16 protein-coding genes are annotated in these 17,997 nt (G+C 69.9%); 6 read left to right on the top strand and 10 right to left on the bottom strand.

Annotated features, from left to right (window positions below; translation table 11 throughout):
* Window positions 1–85: 85 nt before the first annotated feature.
* Complete coding sequence (locus KTN05_RS01170) at window positions 86–1,363, top strand: FAD-binding oxidoreductase (RefSeq protein ID WP_217327529.1); 1,278 nt, start codon at window positions 86–88, stop codon at window positions 1,361–1,363.
* An 85-nt stretch (window positions 1,364–1,448) separates the two neighbouring features.
* Window positions 1,449–2,660: a chromate efflux transporter gene (gene chrA / locus KTN05_RS01165; protein WP_217327528.1), complete on the top strand. Its 1,212-nt coding sequence runs from the start codon at window positions 1,449–1,451 to the stop codon at window positions 2,658–2,660.
* Here the strand turns inward: chrA and putA are convergent.
* Window positions 2,657–6,064 carry a bifunctional proline dehydrogenase/L-glutamate gamma-semialdehyde dehydrogenase PutA gene (putA, locus tag KTN05_RS01160; RefSeq protein ID WP_217327527.1) on the bottom strand — a complete coding sequence of 1,136 codons (3,408 nt, stop codon included), beginning with the start codon at window positions 6,062–6,064 and terminating at the stop codon, window positions 2,657–2,659. The genes chrA and putA overlap by 4 nt on opposite strands.
* A gap of 108 nt (window positions 6,065–6,172) precedes the next feature.
* Between putA and KTN05_RS01155 the strand changes: the two genes are divergently transcribed.
* A complete protein-coding gene (locus KTN05_RS01155; RefSeq protein WP_217327526.1) occupies window positions 6,173–6,634 on the top strand; it encodes an Lrp/AsnC family transcriptional regulator in 462 nt (153 codons plus the stop codon).
* A 63-nt stretch (window positions 6,635–6,697) separates the two neighbouring features.
* Here KTN05_RS01155 and KTN05_RS01150 read toward each other — a convergent pair whose 3' ends face one another.
* From KTN05_RS01150 to KTN05_RS01125, 6 genes are all read right to left on the bottom strand, one after another.
* Window positions 6,698–7,630: a YdiY family protein gene (locus KTN05_RS01150; protein WP_217327525.1), complete on the bottom strand. Its 933-nt coding sequence runs from the start codon at window positions 7,628–7,630 to the stop codon at window positions 6,698–6,700.
* Between the two features lie 356 nt (window positions 7,631–7,986).
* Window positions 7,987–8,301 carry a hypothetical protein gene (locus KTN05_RS01145; RefSeq protein ID WP_217327524.1) on the bottom strand — a complete coding sequence of 105 codons (315 nt, stop codon included), beginning with the start codon at window positions 8,299–8,301 and terminating at the stop codon, window positions 7,987–7,989.
* A gap of 87 nt (window positions 8,302–8,388) precedes the next feature.
* Window positions 8,389–8,853, bottom strand: a complete 465-nt coding sequence (gene nusB / locus KTN05_RS01140) for a transcription antitermination factor NusB (protein ID WP_217327523.1) — start codon at window positions 8,851–8,853, stop codon at window positions 8,389–8,391.
* Entirely contained in the window at window positions 8,850–9,404 is a 555-nt protein-coding gene (locus KTN05_RS01135) for a 6,7-dimethyl-8-ribityllumazine synthase (protein WP_217327522.1), read from the bottom strand. The genes nusB and KTN05_RS01135 overlap by 4 nt, the downstream gene beginning before the upstream one ends.
* Before the next feature lie 18 nt (window positions 9,405–9,422).
* Window positions 9,423–10,541, bottom strand: a complete 1,119-nt coding sequence (ribB, locus tag KTN05_RS01130; protein ID WP_217327521.1) for a 3,4-dihydroxy-2-butanone-4-phosphate synthase — start codon at window positions 10,539–10,541, stop codon at window positions 9,423–9,425.
* A gap of 112 nt (window positions 10,542–10,653) precedes the next feature.
* The gene (locus KTN05_RS01125; protein WP_217327520.1) at window positions 10,654–11,268 is read right to left on the bottom strand and encodes a riboflavin synthase; all 615 of its coding nucleotides are present in this window, start codon (window positions 11,266–11,268) and stop codon (window positions 10,654–10,656) included.
* A 201-nt stretch (window positions 11,269–11,469) separates the two neighbouring features.
* Between KTN05_RS01125 and KTN05_RS01120 the strand changes: the two genes are divergently transcribed.
* From KTN05_RS01120 to KTN05_RS01110, 3 genes are all read left to right on the top strand, one after another.
* Entirely contained in the window at window positions 11,470–12,792 is a 1,323-nt protein-coding gene (locus KTN05_RS01120) for a capsule biosynthesis protein (RefSeq protein WP_254367880.1), read from the top strand.
* A 134-nt stretch (window positions 12,793–12,926) separates the two neighbouring features.
* Window positions 12,927–14,045, top strand: a complete 1,119-nt coding sequence (locus KTN05_RS01115; RefSeq protein ID WP_217327519.1) for a polysaccharide biosynthesis/export family protein — start codon at window positions 12,927–12,929, stop codon at window positions 14,043–14,045.
* 4 nt (window positions 14,046–14,049) lie between these two features.
* Window positions 14,050–16,059, top strand: coding sequence for a capsular polysaccharide biosynthesis protein (locus KTN05_RS01110; protein WP_217327518.1), 2,010 nt, complete (start codon window positions 14,050–14,052; stop codon window positions 16,057–16,059).
* Here KTN05_RS01110 and ribD read toward each other — a convergent pair.
* The 3 genes from ribD to KTN05_RS01095 all read right to left on the bottom strand — a co-directional run bounded on the left by ribD (window position 16,056) and on the right by KTN05_RS01095 (window position 17,996).
* Window positions 16,056–17,033: a bifunctional diaminohydroxyphosphoribosylaminopyrimidine deaminase/5-amino-6-(5-phosphoribosylamino)uracil reductase RibD gene (gene ribD, locus KTN05_RS01105; RefSeq protein WP_254367903.1), complete on the bottom strand. Its 978-nt coding sequence runs from the start codon at window positions 17,031–17,033 to the stop codon at window positions 16,056–16,058. The genes KTN05_RS01110 and ribD overlap by 4 nt on opposite strands.
* Window positions 17,034–17,068: 35 nt before the next feature.
* Window positions 17,069–17,530: a transcriptional regulator NrdR gene (gene nrdR, locus KTN05_RS01100; protein ID WP_217327516.1), complete on the bottom strand. Its 462-nt coding sequence runs from the start codon at window positions 17,528–17,530 to the stop codon at window positions 17,069–17,071.
* 127 nt (window positions 17,531–17,657) lie between these two features.
* On the bottom strand, window positions 17,658–17,996 hold the full coding sequence (locus KTN05_RS01095; RefSeq protein WP_217327515.1) for a hypothetical protein: 339 nt from the start codon (window positions 17,994–17,996) through the stop codon (window positions 17,658–17,660).
* Between the last annotated feature and the right edge of the window lies 1 nt (window position 17,997).

Genomic DNA, 17,997 nt, shown 5'->3' with positions numbered 1-17,997 from the left:
TCGACGCGGCCGCCGGAACGGGGAGACTCCGGCATTCCACCCTGCTAGGAAAACCCGCGGAAGAATGGAGCGCGGGAGAGCGGACATGAAAGCGGATGTTGCGGTGATCGGGGCCGGGGCCATCGGGGCGCAGACGGCAGTTCAACTGGCCGAGCGCGGGCTGGACGTCGTGCTGATCGAGCCGGGATCGGTCGGGGCGGACCATGCGGCGAGCTATGGCAACGCCGCGTGGCTGTCCTCGCATTCCGTGGTGCCGCCCGCGACGCCCGGCGTCTGGAAGCAGCTACCGGGCTGGCTGGCCGATCCGCTGGGACCGCTGGCCGTGCGCCCGACCTATCTGCCGCGTTCGGCCGGGTGGCTCTGGCGCTATCTCGCCGCCGCCTCGACCGAGGCGAAGGTCGCCGCCATCGCCCGCCATCTCCGCAGCCTGCTGATCGACGCGCCGCGCCTTCATGCCGAGGTGGCGGAGCGCGCGGGCCTGTCGCATCTGATCGACGCGACCAGCGGCCTCATGCATGTCTGGCGCGACCGCGAAGCCTTCCAGGGCGACGCCTTCGGCTGGAAGATCCGCCGCGAGGTCGGGATCGACTGGCGCGAGCTGGACGCCGACGAGATCGCCGCCATGCAGCCCGACCTGTCGCGCGACTACCGCTACGGTTTCCTCGTCGCCGAGGCGGGCCATTGCCGCAATCCCGGCGCCTATGTGGCCGGGCTGGTGGCGTATGCCGAACGCCTCGGCGCGCGCCGGCTGGAGGCGCGGGCGCTCGGCTTCATGCAGGCGGGCGGCCGGCTGACCGGCGTCGAGACGTCGCAGGGGACTGTCGCTTGCGGCGCGGCGGTGATCGCGGCGGGGGTGCGCTCGGGCGTTCTGGCGGCGCTGGCCGGCGACCGGGTGCCGCTGGAAAGCGAGCGCGGCTACCATGTCACCGTGGAGGGCGAGGACGTGCCTGGCCCCGCGATTCCGGTGATGGTGGGCGATCGCAAGGTGATCGTCACCAAGCTGGCCCAGGGGGTCCGCTGCGCCGGTCAGGTGGAGATCGGCGGCATCGATGCTGCGCCGAACTGGCGCCGGGCCGAGATTCTGCGCAAGCATCTGGCCGAGATCGTTCCCGCGCTCGACACGAAGGATGCGAAGGTCTGGATGGGGCACCGCCCCTCGACCCCGGACGGGATACCGGTGATCGGGACCGCCTCGGGGATCGCGGGCGTGGTTCACGCCTTCGGCCACGGTCATATCGGGCTGGTGGGCTCGGCCCGGACGGGGCGGCTGGCAGCGCAGCTCGCGGCGGGCGAGACGCCCGAGATCGAGCTTGCCGGGTTCAGCGCCCGCCGCTTCGCCCGCCGCGCGGCAGAGGCAGCCTGACACCTCGGGGCGGCACCGTCGCGGGACTGTCATGGCGCGGTGACATGAAGGGGGCAGTCAGCCCTGCCCGAGGAACAGAGACGACATGACCGACAGCCCCGTCAGCATCCCCGCGCCAGCCACCGGCACGGCGGGCGAAGTCTTCCGGGTCTTCCTCAAGCTCGGCCTGACCTCATTCGGCGGGCCGATCGCGCATCTGGGCTATTTCCGCGACGAGCTGGTGACGCGCCGCCGCTGGCTGAGCGACGAAGCCTATGCCGATCTCGTCGCGCTCTGTCAGTTCCTGCCCGGCCCGGCGTCGAGCCAGGTGGGTTTCGCGCTGGGGCTGCGCCGGGCCGGCTGGCTTGGGGCGCTGGCGGCCTTCGCAGCCTTCACCCTGCCCTCGGCGCTGATCCTGCTGGTCTTCGCGATGACTGCGGCCTCGCTGACGGGGCCGTTCTGGGCCGGCGCGCTGCACGGGCTGAAGCTGGTCGCCGTCGCCATCGTCGCGCAGGCGGTCTGGGGCATGGCGCGGACGCTCTGCCCCGACAGGGAGCGGGCGACGATCGCGGTCGCCGCCGTGGCGCTGCTGGCCTTCGTTCCGGGGCCGCCGGGGATGATCGCCGCCATCCTGTTCGGTGCGCTCGCCGGCATCATGCTGGGCCGCGGGACGGCGCGCCCGATGGGCGGCCTCGTCTCGATGCCGGTCTCAAAGCGGGCGGCGGCGCTCGCGCTGGTGCTGTTCACGGGGCTGCTGCTGCTGCCGCTGCTGGCCGGGCAGTCGCAGACGCTCGCCGTGTTCAACAGCTTCTACCGCGCCGGTGCGCTGGTCTTCGGCGGCGGCCATGTCGTGCTGCCGCTGCTGCAGGCCGAAGTCGTCCAGCCGGGCTGGGTGAGCGAGGACCGGTTCCTCGCCGGCTACGGCGCCGCGCAGGCGGTGCCCGGCCCGCTCTTCACCTTCGCCGCCTATCTCGGCGGGGCCCTCGGGCCGGCGCCGAGCGGGGTTCCCGGCGCGCTCATCGCGCTGATCGCGGTGTTCCTGCCGGGGTTTCTGATCCTGATCGGCGTACTGCCGTTCTGGGACCGTTTCCGGGCGATGCCGCAGGCGCAATCGCTGATGCAGGGGGCGAATGCGGCGGTGGTCGGCATCCTCGGCGCGGCACTCTATTCGCCGGTCTTCACCAGCGCGGTCGGCAGCATGCGGGATCTCGCGCTGGTGCTGGCCTGTTTCGTTCTGCTGATGGCCTGGAAGCTGCCGCCCTGGCTTGTCGTGCTGATCGCAGCGTTCGGCGGCGCGGGGCTGGCGCTGATCGGCTAACCCGCAAGCAGCGCCGCGTTCCCCCCTGCGGCAGTCGTGTCCACGCAAAGATGCCGCTCATGGGCGACATGTGCGAGGTCGGGCATCGCCGTGACCAGCGCGACGATCTCGCCCTCGCGCTGCGCCAGCGCCTCGGCATACGCCCGGCCCTGCGCGGCATCGCCCCACCAGAGCGCCGCGCCGAAGGGCGGCAGGCGGACCAGCGCCTCGGGGTCCAGCGTCCCGTTCACCGCGACGGCATCGCCGCCCAGAGCTTCGACGGCGGCGGCCTGAGCCTTCGTGGCAGCCGCGCCGGGACCGAGGCAGAGGATCGGCGGGCGGGTCCATGCCGACAGTCGGTTCAACTCGCCCGTCGGACCGGGCATCAGCTGCTCGCCGATCAGCTTCGGCGCGGCGGCGCTCAGCCGGGCACAAAGCCGTGTCTCGTCCGCCGGACCTTTCCACGTCTCGGCCCCGGCCGCAGGCGGTTCGGGCCTGAAGAACCGGGGCACATAGTTCGGCCCGCCCGCCTTCGGGCCGGTGCCGGACAGCCCCTCGCCGCCGAAGGGCTGGCTGCCGACCACCGCGCCGATCTGGTTGCGGTTGACGTAGATGTTCCCTGCCCGCACCGCCTGCGAAAGCTCCTGCACGCGCGCGTCGATGCGGGTGTGCAGCGCGAAGGTGAGGCCGTAGCCGCGCGCGTTGATGTCCCGGATGACGCTGTCCAGATCGTCGCCGCGGAAGGTCGCGACATGCAGGACGGGGCCGAACACTTCGCGGTCCAGATCGCCGATCCCGCCCACGCGCAGCATGGTCGGCGGGATGAAGAACCCCTGTTCCGGCACGGGCAGCCGGTGCAGCAGGCAACCCTCGTTCGCCGCAAGGTAGTCCGCGATGCCCTTCTGCGCCCCCGCGTCGATCACCGGGCCGACGTCAGTCCGAAGCTGCCACGGATCGCCGGGGGCAAGCTCGTCCATCGCCCCCTTCAGCATCCCGATCAGCGGGGCCGCGATCTCCTCCTGCACATAGAGGCAGCGCAGGGCCGAGCAGCGCTGCCCGGCCGAGCGGAAGGCCGACGCCACGATGTCCCGCACTGCCTGTTCGGGCAGCGCGGTGGAATCCACGATCATCGCGTTCAGCCCGCCGGTTTCCGCGATCAGCGGCGTGCCGGGGGCAAGATGCCGCGCCATGCTGGCAGCGATGGTCCGCGCCGTCGCCGTCGAGCCGGTGAACACCACGCCGCAGATGCGCGGGTCCGAGGTGATCGCCGCGCCGGCCACGCTGCCCTGCCCCGGCAGCATTTGCAGCGCGGTTCGCGGCACGCCCGCCTCGTGCAGCAGCCGCACGGCAAGGGCGGCGATCAATGGCGTCGCCTCGGCGGGTTTGGCGATGACCGCGTTGCCGGCGACCAGCGCGGCGGCGATCTGGCCGGTGAAGATGGCGAGCGGGAAATTCCACGGGCTGATCGCGGCGACGATGCCGCGCGGCGGGTCGTCGCGCCGCTCGCCCTCGGCGGCGTAGTAGCGCAGGAAATCGACGGCCTCGCGCAACTCGCCCACGGCGTCGGGCAGGGTCTTGCCCGCCTCGGCGGCCAGAATGGCGAAGATCTCGCCGCTGCGCCGCTCCATCAGGTCCGCGGCGCGGCGCAGCGCATCGGCACGCCTCGGCGCCGGGGCGTCCCACGGGCGGGCGTCGTCGATGGCGCGCAGGGCGGTGTCGCGGTCGGCCATCAGGACGCACCCGATCACCTCGCCGGTCGCGGGGTTGATGACGTCCCGTTCCTCTCCGCCCGGCGGCGAGACGGTCAGCGGGCATACCAGCGGCTGCTGCGCCGGAACGCCCCGCGCCGTGTCGATCCGGTCAAGCGTCCCCTCGTCGTTCAGGTCGAACCCGGCCGAGTTCGCCCGCGCCGCCCCGAACAGCGCAACCGGGGACACCAGCGCGGCGGAGGGCCTTGCCACCGTCAGCGCGTCGAACGGATCACGCGCGACCTCCTCCGGGCTGACGGAGTCGTTCACGATCTGATGGACGAAGGACGAGTTCGCGCCGTTCTCCAGCAGCCGCCGCACCAGATAGGCCAGCAGGTCGCGATGCGCACCGACGGGGGCATAGATGCGGCAGCGCCCCCCGGTTTCCCGCAGCACGATGTCGTGCAGCCGCTCGCCCATGCCGTGCAGGCGCTGGAACTCGAACCGCGTCCCGCCCGCCATGTCGAGGATTGCGGCGACGGTGTGGGCGTTATGCGTGGCGAATTGCGGATAGATGCGATCCGCGTAGCCCAGCAGCTTGCGGGCGTGGGCGATGTAGCTGACATCCGTCGCGGCCTTGGTCGTGAAGACAGGGAAACCCGGCAGCCCCTCGACCTGCGCCCGCTTGATCTCGCTGTCCCAATAGGCGCCCTTGACCAGCCGCACCATGATCCGCCGGTCCAGCCGTTCGGCCAAGGCATAGAGCCAGTCGATGACCGCCCCCGCCCGCTTGCCGTAGGCCTGCACCACGACACCGAAGCCGTCCCAGCCGGCCAGCGAGGGATCGGCCAGCACCGCCTCGATCACCTTCAGCGACAGGACGAGCCGGTCCTGTTCCTCGGCGTCGATGTTCATGCCCATGCCCGCCGCCTTCGCCTGTCGGGCGAGCGACAGGACCACCGGCACCATCTCCGCCAGCACCCGTTCTTCCTGCGCGACCTCGTAGCGGGGGTGCAGCGCCGACAGCTTGATCGAGATGCCCGGATTGGCCTCGACCGAGCCCTTGTCGCAGGCGCCCGCGATGGCGGCGATGGCGTCCGCGTAGCTGCGGGCATAGCGGGCCGCGTCGGCGGCGGTCATTGCGGCCTCGCCGAGCATGTCGTAGCTGTAGGTGAAGCCCTGCGCCTCGGCCTTGCGGGCACGCTCCAGCGCGGCCGCGATGGTCTGGCCGAGGACGAACTGCCGCCCCATTTCCTTCATCGCTCGGCCCGCGGCGGTGCGGATCACCGGCTCGCCCAGCCGCCGCACGGCGCGGCGCAGGGTTCCGGCGATTCCCGGCTGTTCGTCATCCAGCACCTTGCCGGTCAGCATCAGCGCCCAGGTGGAGGCGTTGACGAGGCTCGACGACGCCTCACCCAGATGCCGGCCCCAGTCCGACGGGGCGATCTTGTCCTCGATCAGGGCGTCGATGGTGATGCGGTCGGGAACGCGCAGCATGGCTTCGGCAAGGCACATCAGCGCCACGCCCTCGCGCGTGGAAAGGCCATATTCGGCCAGGAATTGCTCCATCAGCGTGGGGCGGGCCTCGCCGCGGATGCGGCGGACGAGATCGGCGGCGCGGCCGGTGATGCGCTGGCGTGCCTGCGGCGTCAGGGCGGTCTGCGCGACCAGCTCCTCCAGCAAGGGGGCTTCGCCCCGGAACTTGGCGGAAGTGGAAAATTGCTCGCTGATGGCCATGCCGATCTCCTTGCCGGTTGCGGCATGTTACCCCATGGCGGAGATGCCAAGGCACCAAGGATCGGTTATAGCGTAGGCGGATCGAACAAAGATGACGGGGTTTGCAGGATGGATGATCTGGACAGCCTCGATCGGAAGATCCTCGCCGAACTCTCGGCCAATGCCCGCATCCCCATCGCGGAACTCGCCCGCAAGGTCGGGCTGTCCAAGACCCCGGTCGCGCTGCGCATCCGGCAGATGGAGGAGCGGGGGCTGATCACCGGATACCGGGCGATCCTGTCACCCGTGAAGCTGGGGCTGACCCATGTGACCTATATCGAGATCCGCCTTTCCGACACCAAGCAGCGGGCGCTGGAGCAGTTCAACGCCGCCATCCGCGCCATTCCCGAGGTCGAGGAATGCTACATGATCGCCGGGGGGTTCGACTATCTCGTCAAGCTGCGGTCGCGCGACATGGCGGATTTCCGGCGGATCATGGCGACGCGCATCTCGACCCTGCCCCATGTCAGCAACACGTCGAGCCATGTCTCGATGGAGGCGGTGGTCGAGCAGAACTGGACCCCGAACTGAAACGGGGCGGCCCTGAGGCCGCCCCGCTCCGGGAGGAGAGAGAGAAAGAGAGAGAACGGGCGATCAGAAGCCCATCACCAGCGAGACGCCCAGCGTATTGTCGGTGCGGATCGCGCGGTCCGAAACATACTCCGACTTGTAGGAAACCCGGGTCGCGAACCGCTCCGCCATGCGGAAGTTCAGGCCCAGTTCGTTCGTCGCCGTGTCGTTCACGTCCGACGACAGGAAGTCCGTGTCGTTGGTCAGGAAGAAGTTCTCGTTGAACGAGTGGTACAAACGCGACGACACGATATAGCCGACATCCGTATCCGAATCGATCCGGTCGCCCGCCGGGACCAGCGTCCCGTCGTCCTCGACGACGTTCGTCGTCTGGGTGTAGCGGATGCCGACGCCAGCCTGCACGCGCCATGCGGTCGTGTCGTTGGTGATGATCCGGTAGCCCGGACCGACGCCGAAGAACGCATCACGCTTCAACCGGCCGTCCAGATCCAGATACTCATCGAAGTCGTCCACCTCGTCGAAGTCCGCCGCCAGGCCATCGGTCGTCAGCCGGCCGAGGGCGAAGCCGTAGAGGCGTTCGTTGAAGTAGTAGTTGGCGTCATAGATCACCGAGGTTTTTTCGGTGTCGGTGTCGCCGTCGTCATCCTCGCCATATTCAAGCAGGATGCCGACCGACTGCTGGAACCGGCCCTGATTGTGCGAGAGGCGGCCGCCCAGGCTGAAGTCCTGGTTCTCGGTGTTGCCGTCACGACCCACATAGGTCAGCGCGACCGAGCCGAAGGTGCCCTGGCGCGCGTCGGGGCGGCCCCAGCGGGCGCGATCGAGCGAACGCTCGAAGTCGTCCTCGACCGCATCCTCGACATCGGTGATCTGGTCCTCGATGGCGCCGACGCCGGTGATGTTCGAACCTGTGGAAAATTCCGTCTGCGCGAAAGCCGGGGCCGACATTGCCGCGACCATGGCGCTCGCACCCAGAAGGATGGAAAGGTGTTTCATGATCTACCTCATCTTCATCGTCGCGACCGCCGCGCTTGGCGCCGGCCTTGTGACACCAGAATAATGCCGATCGCCCCGATTCAGACCCAGGCAGCGCGCAGAAGCTCGGATCACAGGAAAGTGAGAATTCGGACGGGAACCTTTTGGCAACGCCCTGCGGCAGGAAGGCTGGACGCGGTGGGTTCGCGATTTCCTTAAAGTTGTCAGAAACCTGTCGCGGTCGCCAAAACGGTGGAAATCCCGGCAGCGAGCGCGCGGCAGGCGAAGGGCCGCCGCGCTGACAGCACGGCGGCCCCTGTTTCACGGCAAGGTCGTGGCAAAAATCACACGGCCCGCGGCTGAAATGACACTCCGCGTCAGCGCTTCGCGGCCGCCTTCGCCAGCACCGGGACGGGGGCAGGTTGGCGGCGGATCAGCGGCGCGCGCAGGCCGCCGCGCGGCGGGCGGGACGGCTCGGCCATCCGCATCACGGCAATGGCGAACTGCACGCCCGCGAACAGCGCCGTGTGGAACACCAGCAGCATGAACACGGCGACGAAGCCGCCGTTCGATGACATGACAAGGTGGCGCAGGTTCGCGACGTTCAGGCCGATCAGCAGCGCGGTGAAGATGACGGCGAGCAGAAAGCCAAGCGCCACGTTGACGATATAGAGCCGGACGAGCTTAGGCATCGCGGTGATCCCTTGTGACGAGGTTCCAATATAGGGAACGCGCAGGTCGCCCGACAGTTGCCGAACGCGAATACGGGGCGGAATGCGTCAGAATGCCTCGGGCCGCGCCTCGCGGGCCATGTGGTCCAGCACGGCGTTGACGAACCGCGCCTCGCGCCCCTCGGGGAAGAAGGCGTCGGCGACCGAGACGTATTCCGAGATGACGACGCGCGGCGGGGTGCGCCCGCCGACCAGCTCTGCCCCGGCAGCGCGGAAGACCGCGCGCAGAACGGGGTCCAGCCGGGCAATGGGCCATTTCGCGACCAGCGCCCGGTCGATCATCTGGTCGATCCGCGCCTGCCACGTCACCGCGTCGTCGAGGATCGCGGCGAACAGAACCTCGTCCGCCTCGGGCGTGGTGCCCTCGTCGTATTCGGTGGCGATGCGCCAGTTGCGGAATTCCTTGCCGACGCGCTCGGCGGACTGGTCGGCGGCCTCCATCTGGAACAGCCCCTGCACGGCATAGATGCGGGCCGCGCCGGACAGGGCGCGTTTGTCGGGTCGCCCGCTCATGCCTGCGTCGATCCGTCGAGCGTTCCGGCAAGGCGCACCGGGTCGCGGTCTTCGGGCGAAAAGCCGACGGGGCGGCGCGAGCCGGACCAGCGCCGCTGAAGCGCGATCAGGTGCAGCGCCGCCGCAGCCGCGCCGCCGCCCTTGTCCTGCCCATCCGGCGCGGCGCGGACCACGGCCTGATTCATGTTCTCGACCGTCAGGATGCCGTTGCCGATGCAGAGCCCCTGCAGTCCCAGCAGCGTCAGACCGCGCGAACTGTCGTTGCAGACCGTCTCGTAATGGGTCGTCTCGCCGCGGATCACGCAGCCGAGCGCGACGAAGCCGTCATAACCGGCAAGCCGCCCCGCCATCGCGATGGCGGTGGGCACTTCCAGCGCGCCGGGCACCTCGATCAGATCGACCGTCGCGCCCGCCTTCTCGGCCGCAGCGCGCGCGCCCGCGATCAGGTCGTCGGCAATGGCACGGTAATAGGGTGCCACCACGATCAGCAGCTTCACCGGCGCGTCGAAGCGCGGCAGCGGCAGCGTGGTATGTTCGGTCAGCGCGGCCATCGGCGTTCCTTCCTCGGGTCAGTCCTGCGGGATCGGGCGGGTCGAATGGATCGTCAGCCCGTAAGCGTCAAGCCCGATCACCTTCAGCGGGGCCGAGTTCGTCAGCAGGATCAGCTCCGACAACCCCAGCGCCGACAGGATCTGCGCCCCGACCCCGTATTGGCGCAGCGTGTGGGGCGAGGTCTCGCCCGTGCGCGGCAGCATCGGCGAGAGATCGCGCAGCAGGACCACGGCGCCGCGCCCTTCCTCGGCAATCATCCGCATGGCAACGGGCAGATCGCCGGCCCGTTCCCGCTCGATCCCCAGCACGTCGTGCAGCGGGTCCAGCGCGTGCATCCGCACCAGAACCGGCTCGGGCGTGGTCAGGTCGCCCTTGGTCAGCACGATATGCTCGGCGCCCTGCGTCTCGTCGGCGAAGACACGCATCATCCACTCGCCGCCATGGGCCGAGGTGACGTGGCGCTGGTGGCGTTCGGCGATCAGGTTGTCGTGGCGGCGGCGATAGGCGATCAGGTCGCTGATGGTGCCGATCTTCAGCCCGTGCTTCTGCGCGAAGGCCACGAGATCCGGCAGACGGGCCATGGTCCCGTCCTCGTTCATGATCTCGCAGATCACGCCCGAGGCGTTCAGCCCCGCCAGCCGGGCGATGTCCACCGCCGCCTCGGTATGGCCGGCGCGGACCAGAACGCCGCCTTCGCGGGCGCGCAGCGGGAAGACATGGCCGGGGGTCGCGATGTCGGCCGCGCCCTTGGTCGGGTCGATGGCGACGGCGACCGTGCGGGCCCGATCATGCGCCGAGATGCCGGTGGTCACGCCCTCGCGGGCCTCGATGGACAGGGTGAAGGCGGTCTCGTGCCGGCTGGAGTTCTTGGGGCTCATCAGCGGCAGGCCGAGCGCGTCGATGCGCCGGCCCGGCAGCGCGAGGCAGATCAGCCCGCGGCCATGCGTCGCCATGAAGTTGATGGCGTTGGGCGTCGCCATCTGCGCGGGGATGACCAGATCGCCTTCGTTCTCGCGGTCCTCGTGATCGACGAGGATGAACATGCGCCCGTTACGCGCGTCCTCGATGATCTCCTGGATGTTCGAGACGGCGTCCGACCAGTCGCGTTCCACTTGTCCGGGTTCTTCAAACTGCATCGTCATGTCCTGCGCGATGGGTCCGGCCGCCGCGTGCTGCGCGAAATCGGGGCCGTCTGCTCGGATGCGCCTTAACCCAAGCGGGCCGCGGGCGAAAGTGCCTGCCGCGCCGTCAGCCCGCCGCCCCGGCCTGCACCAGCCGGGCGACATAGCGGGCGAGCGTGTCGATTTCCAGATTGACCCTGTCGCCCACCCGCGCGTCGCCCCATGTCGTGACCTCGCGGGTATGGGGGATCAGGTTGATGCCGAAGCGGTCGCCCCGAACCTCGTTCACGGTCAGCGAGGCGCCGTTCAGCGCGACCGATCCCTTGGGCGCGATGAACTTCGCCAGATGCTCCGGCACCCGCAGGGTCAGGCGCAGGCTGCCGCCCTCGTCATGCGCCTCCTCGATCACCGCCACGCCATCGACATGGCCGGAAACGATATGCCCGCCCAGCTCGTCCCCGACCCGCAGCGCCCGTTCCAGGTTGATCCGGCGGCCCACGGACCAGCCCTCGACGCCGATATTCGTCTTGCTCAGCGTCTCGGCCGAGATGTCCACGTCGAACCAGCCGCCCTTCGGGGTGTCGCCCTTGGCCACCACCGTCAGGCAGACCCCGTCGCAAGCGATCGAGGCGCCCAGTTCCACCCCCGCCATGTCATAGGCACTGTCGATCCGCGCGCGCATGTCGCCGCGCATCTCGACCACCGCCACCCGGCCGATATCGGTGATGATCCCGGTGAACATGGCAATCCTTTCCGTTCGCTGCCGCCGGCGCACTATGCCCGCGCGGGGCGTGCCACCGCAAGCCGGGCCGAGGGGCGATCCCCACCCTGGGAGAGGCAGGCGGCGCCGCGATTCACATTGATTCGCAGCGCGGGTTGGCATCGGCCCGCGCCCGTGGCATATCGCGCGCCAGTCCTGTCACACCCCGGTCTCATCCTCGCATTGTTCACAGGCCCGATCCCCGAACCCGATCCCGCAGGACTTCCGCCCGAGCGGCGGGTGTTCCTGCTGCTGCAGGGCCCGCACGGGCCGTTCTTCAACCGGCTCGGCAGGCTGCTGCGCCAAGCGGGCGCCCAGGTCTGGCGCGTCGGCTTCAACGCCGGCGACGAGTTCTTCTGGTCCGACAAGGCGCATTTCATCCGTCACGAGGATGATGTCGAAGCCTGGCCGCAGCATCTCGACCGGCTGATAACCCGGCTGGGCGTCACCGACCTCGTCCTTTACGGCGATGTCCGCCCGGTCCATGCCGCTGCCCGGCAGGCCGCGAAGGCGCGCGGTCTGGTGCTGCACGTCTTCGAGGAGGGCTATCTGCGCCCCTTCTGGATCAGCTACGAGCGCAGCGGCTCCAACGGCCACTCGGCGCTGATGGACATCCCGCTGGGGCAGATGCGCAAGGCGCTGAACGGCCATGAATCCGAAATCTACCGCCCGCCCGCCCATTGGGGCGACATGCGCCAGCACAAGTTCTACGGCGCGCTCTATCATTTCATGGTGCTGACGGCGAACCGCCGCTATCCCCGGTTCCGAAGCCACCGCGACGTGGGCGTGGCGCGCGAGTTCCGGCTGCATCTGCGCCGCTTCCTGCTCGCCCCGGCCTTTGCCCTCTCCCGCGCGCGCGAGGTCCGGGCGATCCGCCGCGGCGGGTTCCCCTATGTCCTGGTGCTGCTGCAACTGGAGCATGACGCGAGTTTCGTCGCCCATTCCCCGTATGAGCGGATGGCTGATTTCACCGACGAGGTGCTGGAGGCCTTCGCCCGCTCCGCGCCGCGCCATCACCATCTGGTCTTCAAGGCCCATCCGCTGGAAGACGGCCGGGGCAAGGTGCGCGAGGCGATCGAGGCGACCGCGCGCCGGCTGGGGATCGCGGACCGGGTGCATGTGGTCCATGGCGGCAAGCTCGCCGCGCTGCTGTCGCAGGCCCGCAGCGCGGTGACGGTGAACTCCACCGCGGCGCAGCAGGCGCTGTGGCGCGGGCTGCCGGTCAGGGCGATGGGACGCGCGGTCTTTGACAAGCCAGAGCTGGTCTCGCGCCAGCCCCTTGATGAGTTCCTGCGCCGCCCCGACCGGCCTGACAGCCGGGCCTATCGCGATTATCGGGCCTATCTGCTGGAAACCAGTCAGGTTCCCGGCGGCTTCTACGCCGCCCGCTCGCGCGCCCATGCGCTGCGGCTGGTGGCCGACCTGATGCTGGCGCCGGACGACCCCTACCGGGCGCTGGCCCGCGGGCAAGGTGCCCATCGGCATCAGATCGAAAGCGATTCGTGAGAGTTTTCAGGAAACGATGGAACGAGGTGCCGCCAGGCGCTAACGTCGGCACCGCAGAAGGGCACCAAGAATCGCCCTCACGGGACAGGAGACAGGATTTGACCACGGCGACTTCCCTGCGCGCAGGACGCATCATGACCGGGCGCACCGTCCGCATCACCGCCATTCTGGCCATGACCTTCCTCGCTGCCTGCGCGCTTCCGCGATCCGGCCCCAACAAGAACGAAATCTTCAAGGGCGCCATCGAACGCGGCGGCGATGCGCATGTCGTCACCGTGAACAACCACGTCACCCGCGCCGCCTCCTGGACGCCCAGCTACGGTTTCAGCAGCGCCTTCATGTCCGCGGGTCAGATCGGCGCCGACGAGATCCGGCCGGGCGACGTGCTGGGGCTGACGATCTGGGAAAACGTCGATGACGGCTTGCTCGCCTCGCTGGGGCAGTCGAACACGCCGCTGACCGAGCTTCAGGTGGACAGCGCCGGCTATATCTTCGTGCCCTATGCGGGCCGGATCAGGGCCGCGGGCAACAGCCCCGATGCGCTGCGCCAGATCATCACCGACCGGCTCGGCAGCCAGACCCCTGATCCGCAGGTCACCGTGACCCGCGTCGCGGGCGACGGCGCCACCGTGTCCGTCATGGGCCGCGTGACCGGTCAGGGCGTATTCCCGATCGAACGCCCGACCCGCACATTGTCGTCGATGCTGGCCCGCGCGGGCGGGGTCGCCATCGACCCCGAAATCGCCGTCGTCACCGTCAAGCGGGGCGGCAACACCGGTCGCGTCTGGCTGCGCGACCTTTACGCCAACTCGCGCAACGACATCGCGCTGCGCCCCGGCGACGTGATCCTGGTCGAAGAGGATCAGCGCAGCTTCACCGCCCTCGGTGCGCTCGGCGGCCAGACCAAGGTCCCGCTCGGCAGCGAAGAGATCGACGCGATCGAGGCGATCGCGATGGTCGGCGGACTCTCGACCGCCCTCGCCGATCCGACCGGCGTCTTCATCCTGCGCGAAGAGCCGGAATCGGTCGCCCGCGCGGTGCTTGGCCGCAACGATATCTACGGCGACCAGCGGATGGCCTATGTGCTGGATCTCACCCAGCCCAACGGCCTGTTCCTTGCCCGCGACTTCCTGATCCGCGACGAGGACACGGTCTATGTGACCGAAGCGCCCTATGTCCAATGGCAGAAGACGCTGGGCGCGATCACCGGCGGTGCCTCCACCGCAAGCACGCTGAGCTCGATCGGCAACTAGCGCCTTGGCTGAAGGCTGCAATCCGGCTGCCGGGGGCGAACTCCGGCAGCTGTTCGTTTTCAACGGCGGCTTCTTTCGCAGCCCCCGGATCCGTCGCATCCTGACGCTCGCGGGCTGGACCCCGCGCATCGGCCTGCCCTCGCCGGGCGAGGCGGTCGGCGTCTGGGGCGCAAGCCCGACCGCCTGGCGCGGCCGCGCCATCGCCGCCCGGCGCGGGGCGAAGATCGTCACCGTGGAGGATGCGTTCCTCCGGTCGATCCTGCCCGGCCGGGCAAAGGGGCATGTCGCCCGGCGCGGCCCGGTCGGGCTGATCGTCGATCCGCTGGGCCTGCATTTTGACCCGGCCCGCCCGTCGCTGATCGAAACCCTCGCCACATCGGTGCAAGCCGCCGCGCGGGAGGCAGAGACCGCCGACGCGCTGGCCTGCCTGCGCGCCGCCGACCTCTCGAAATACAACGCGCATCTGCCCGATGCGGAACCGCCGCCGCCCGGCTATGTGCTGGTGATCGACCAGACGGCGGGCGACGCCTCGCTGCAAACTGCGGGAAGGGACCGTTTCCTGCAGATGCTTCAGGCGGCCCGCGACGAACATCCCGGCGCGCGGATCGTGGTGCGCGGCCATCCCGAGACCGCCGCCGGTCTGCGGCCCGGCCACCTGACCCGCGCCGACCTGCGCGGGTCCGAGCAGTTTTGCGACGGCCCCGTCTCCCCCTGGCGGCTGGTGGAGAACGCGGACGCCGTCTATGCCGTCAGCTCGCAGCTGGGATACGAGGCGCTGCTGGCCGGGCACCGCCCGCGCCTTTTCGGCCAGCCGTTCTACGCCGGCTGGGGCCTCTCGGACGACGAGCAGCCGCTGCCCCGCCGCGCCGGGTTCGCGATGACGGCGTCGCGGCTTTTCGCCGCGAGCCATCTTCTCGCCCCGATCTGGTATGATCCGTGCCGCGACGCGCTGACCGACTTCACCGGCGCCCTGCGCCAGATCGAGGCCGAGGCGGCGGCATGGCGGGCCGACCATGCCGGCCATCTCGCCTACGGCATGAGGCTGTGGAAGCGGCGCTTCATCGCGCAGGCCTTCGGCAGCGGGGCGGGGGTGCGGTTCACGGGCCACCCCTCGGAACGGGTCACGCTGGCCTGGGCGAGCGCCGCCGACAAGGTGCCGCAGGCGACGCGGGTCGAGGACGGCTTCCTGCGTTCGCGCGGCCTCGGCGCGGCGCTGGTGCCGCCCCTGTCGCTGGTGGCGGACGATCTCGGCATCTACTACGACCCCGGCCGGGAAAACCGGCTGGAACGGCACATGGCCCGGCCCCTGCCGCCGGGCGGCGCGGCGCGGGCGCAGGCCGTCGCGGCGCGGCTGCGGGCCGAGGCGCTGACGAAATACAACCTGACCGGCAGCCTTCCCCCACTGCCGGATGACGGGCGGCGGGTGATCCTGGTGCCGGGACAGGTCGAGGATGACGCCTCGATCCGCCTCGGCGCCGGTGCCGAGCGGACGAACCTCGCGCTGCTGCGCCGGGTCCGGGCCGAAAACGCGGACGCGCTGATCGTCTGGAAACCGCACCCTGACGTCGAGGCCGGGCTTCGGCCCGGCGCTGTGGCCGAGGCGGATCTGTCCGGGCTGGCCGACGTCACCGCGCGCGGGGCGCCCGCCGCGCCGCTGATCGACAGGGTGGACGAGGTCTGGACCATGACCTCGACCCTCGGCTTCGAGGCGCTGCTGCGCGGCAAGCCCGTCACGACGCTGGGCGCGCCGTTCTATGCCGGGTGGGGCCTGACGCGCGATCTCGGCCCGGTGCCCGCGCGGCGGACCGCCCGCCCGGGTCTCGACGGGCTGATCCACGCGGCGCTCATCGCCTATCCCCGCTACATGGACCCGGTCAGCGGCCTGCCCTGCCCCATCGAGGTGGCGCTGGATCGGCTCTCGGACCCTCGGGGCTCGCATGGCGGCCCCGCCCTGCGCTCGCTCGCCAAGCTGCAAGGGGCGCTGGCGGGTCATGCGTGGATCTGGCGGCGCTAATCCGCGACCCAGCGGTGCATGACGTCGCCGCCCAATGCGCGCGCTTCCGCCAGCCTGAACCGCGGCGCAGCGGCCAGCGAAGTCAGTCCCAGAGGCGCGACGGCAGCGCGGCCGTCGCCCCCCAGCACAACGCCGGCCGTATATCCCACGATCTCGTCAACCAGCCCGGCGGCCAGCAGCCCGGCGGCGAGTTGGCCGCCGCCCTCGCAGAACACGCGCGTGAGCCCGCGCCGGCCCAGCTCGGCCAGTGCCTCGGGCAGCGGCCCAGGAACCACCCAGAGCGGCCCGTGATCGGCATCCTCGGGCGGCAGAGCGGGAATCGGCGAGCTTGCGACGACGACCCGCACCGGCTGGCTGACGGGGCCGAAGCCCCGCACGTTCAGCCCCGGCAGGTCCGCCCGCGCCGTCGCCGCCCCCACCATCACGGCATCGTGGCGCAGCCGCAGCGCATGGACATGCCGCCGCGCGGCCTCGCCCGTGATCCAGCGGCTTTCCCCGCTCGCCGTCGCGATCCGCCCGTCGAAACTGGTCGCCAGCTTGAGCGTGACCATCGGCCGACCCCGCGCGATGCGCGAGAGAAACCCGCGTTGCAGGACGGCGGCCTGCCCGCGCCGGACGTCTTCCACGACCTCGACCCCGCCCGCGCGCAGCATGGCAAGGCCCTGCCCTGCGACGCGCGGATCGGGATCGGTCAGCGCCGAGACGACTCGCGCGACGCCCGCCTGCAGCAACGCCGCAGCGCAAGGCGGGGTGCGCCCGTGATGCGCGCATGGCTCCAGCGTGACATAGGCCGCCGCGCCGTGTGCCGCGTCGCCGGCCTGCGCAAGCGCCATCGTCTCGGCATGGGGGCGGCCGCCCGGTTGGGTCCAGCCGCGCCCGACGACGCGGCCATCCCTTACGATGACGCAACCGACCGCCGGATTGGGCCACACATTGCCGAGGCCCCGCCGCGCCAGCACCAGCGCGTGATCCATCCACCGCTCGTCGCGGCGCATGCCTGGGCCTGCGCTCACACTTCGGTCGCGGGGCGGAGTTCGCTGACGAACTTGTCGAAATCGTCGGCGGCCTGGAAGTTCTTGTAGACGCTGGCAAAGCGGACATAGGCGACGGTGTCGATCCGGGCCAGCGTCTCCATCACGATCTCGCCGATCACCTTCGACGGGACGTCGGTATCGCCCATGCTTTCCAACCGCCGCACGATTCCCGAGATCATCTGGTCCATCCGCTCCGCCTCGACTGGGCGCTTCTGCAGCGCGATGCGGATTGAGCGGCTGAGCTTGTCGCGGTCGAAATCCTCGCGCCGGCCGGACGACTTGATGACCACCAGATCGCGCAGCTGAACGCGTTCATAGGTAGTGAAACGCCCGGCGCAGGCGGGGCAGAAGCGGCGGCGGCGGATGGCGACGTTGTCCTCCGCGGGTCGGGAATCCTTGACCTGCGTGTCAATATTTCCACAGAACGGACAACGCATGGTCTGGCCCCCGGCTGCACTTCAACCACCGTCACTATACGGTCGCCGCCAGCGCTTGGGTAGCGGGATTGTTCCGCCACCAGATGCGGGCTGTGCGGGCCGCCACAGTCGCCAGCGCCCCGGCAGCTCAGCTGTCGCGCCAACCGGCCCAGTCGAAGTCGCGGACCCGCGCCGCCTCGGCCTGCGCCACGGCCCGGCCGCCGAGCCGCTCGATTGTGGCTTCGTCGGGCAGCATCAGATTTTCGTCGGCATTCTCCTGCGGGATCACGACGGCGGTGAGGTCGGGCAGACCGTGCTCGCGGCACCAGGTCGCCAGATCCTCCATCGCGCCTCCGAGTTTCTTCTCCTTGCCTGGATGCCCCGCGAGGGCGGCGAGGTCGTTCTGCGTGACGAACTGGCCGTCATGATCCATCCGGGTCCGCAGCAGGGCACGGAGGATGTCGATCTGGAAGGGTGTGAGTTCCATG

The organism is Paracoccus sp. Z118 (assembly GCF_019061185.1).
In the GTDB taxonomy this organism is placed as follows: Bacteria; Pseudomonadota; Alphaproteobacteria; order Rhodobacterales; family Rhodobacteraceae; genus Paracoccus.
The sequence above is the reverse complement of the archived record's forward strand: the minus strand, read 5'-3'. Positions and strand labels throughout refer to the sequence as shown.